Source organism: Microcoleus sp. Pol7_B2 (genome assembly GCF_036701035.1).
Classification (GTDB): Bacteria; Cyanobacteriota; Cyanobacteriia; order Cyanobacteriales; family Microcoleaceae; genus Microcoleus.
Map to the genome: position 1 here is coordinate 1 of NZ_JAUBQB010000176.1, position 2153 is coordinate 2153.

1 protein-coding gene is annotated in these 2153 nt (G+C 50.7%); it reads left to right on the forward strand.

All coding sequences use genetic code 11. The annotated features are described in order from the left end of the window. Positions 1–111: 111 nt before the first annotated feature. Positions 112–2153 (forward strand): CHAT domain-containing tetratricopeptide repeat protein (locus tag QUA57_RS28355; RefSeq protein WP_333251546.1); only part of this gene is annotated, 2042 nt, incomplete at its 3' end.

Sequence of the window (2153 nt, forward strand, 5' to 3'; positions counted from 1 at the left end):
GGTTAATCCACAGCACTTTAAAAACTGGTTTACAAGCTGCTGCTACTGTACTTCATAAACCTGGAATCGGCTGTAAAAGACCGCACGAGTGAAGCTGTAGCACTAGGCAAGTTGGCAGGTGCTTACCTCAATCTGGGCGACTCGGCCAAAGCCATTGAGTATTTACAGCAATATTTAGGGCTTGCCCCCGAAATTAAAAACCGCCAAGGGGAGCGTGCAGCACTGGCCGATTTGGGAGCCGCTTACCTCTCTCTGGGCAACTATGCCAAAGCCATTGAGTATTCACAGCAGAGTTTAGCGATTGCCCGCGAAATTAAAAACCGCCAAGGGGAGGCTTCGGCACTAGGTCGTTTGGGATACGCTTACTACTATCTGGGCAACTATACCCAAGCCATTGAGTATTCACAGCAGAGTTTAGTCATCGCACGCGAAGTTAAAGACCGCCAAGAAGAGGGTGTGGCACTGGGCCATTTGGGACGTGCTTACGACTCTCTGGGCAACTATGCCAAAGCCATTGATTACGGGCAGCAACATTTAGCGCTCGCCCGCGAAATTAAAGACCGCCAAGGGGAGGCTTCGGCACTAGGCAATTTGGGAGTCGCTTACCTCAATCTGGGCAACTATGCCAAAGCCATTGAGTATACAGAGCAGACTTTAGCGCTCGCCCGCTCCATTAAAGACCACCAAAGTGAAGGGAATGCACTAGGCAATTTGGGAATCGCTTACTTCTCTTTGGGCAACTATCCCAAAGGAATTGAGTATTCACAGCAGAGTTTAGTGATCGCCCGCGAAATTAAAGACCGCCAAGGGGAAGGTGCAGAACTGGGCAATTTGGGAATCGCTTACATCGATTTGGGCGACTCGGCCAAAGCCATTGAGTATTTGCAACAACAGTTAGCCATCGCCCGTGAAATTAAAGACCGCAATGGGGAAGGGAATGCACTGGGCAATTTGGGAATCGCTTACAGCTATCTGGGCAACTATGTCAAAGCCATTGAGTATGCACAGCAAAGTTTAGCCATCGCCCGTGAAATTAAAGACCGCAATGGGGAAGGTGTGGCACTCAACAATCTTGGATTGGCGTTCTTGAAAGCTGGCAACCCCACAGAAGCTGAAAAAATTCTCATGAATGGGATTCAAGTTTGGGAATCGATGCGTCAAATGCTCGGCTCCAACGACGCTAATAAAGTCTCCATCTTTGAAGGACAAACTCGCACCTATCGGACTTTACAACAAGTCCGGGTGGCTCAGAATAACCCGATCGCTGCCTTAGAAATTGCCGAACGGGGACGTACTCGTGCCTTTGCCGATATCCTGACAGAACGCTTATCTTCAGGTTCTACAAATCCGGCGATCGCCACTTCTCCGAACCAGGATCAAATCCGCCAAATCGCCAAAGCACAGAATGCCACTTTGGTGCAGTATTCCATCATCTACAACGAGTTTCAGATTCAGGGAAAAAGCGAACCGCGAGAATCGGCGCTCTACATCTGGGTGATTCAACCGACAGGCGAAATCACGTTCCGCCTAGTTGACCTTAAACCCCTTTGGCAGCAGCACAAAGCCTCTCTAGCCAGCTTGATCGTTGGCAATCAAGAATTCCTCGCTGTCCGCAGTCGCAGCAGTCTTGGCTCCACCCAACCCCAACCCAACTTACCAACACTGCATCAACTGCTGATCGATCCCATTGCCAGCCTCCTACCAAAAGATCCCAATGCCCATGTCATTTTCATTCCCCAAGGTTCCCTGTTCCAGGTTCCCTTTGGGGCCCTGCAAGATGAAGGCGGTACTTACTTAATCGAAAAACACACGATTCTCACCGCCCCCTCGATTCAAGTCTTGGATTTGACCCGACAACAGAAGTTAGCACAGAAGCAACCTAACAGCGGCAGGGCTCTAGTCTTGGGTAATCCCACGATGCCGAGTGTGTCTCCCTCTCCGGGAGAACCCAAACGCCAATTATCTCCTCTACCTGGAGCCGAAGCTGAAGCGATCGCGATCGCCCCTCTGCTCAATACCCAAGCCATCACAGGCGCACAAGGGACAAAGGCTGCGATCGTCCAAAAAATGCCTCAAGCATCGACTATTCACTTGGCAACCCACGGATTGCTGGATGATGTGCGCGGATTGGGAAGTGCGATCGCCCTTGCTCC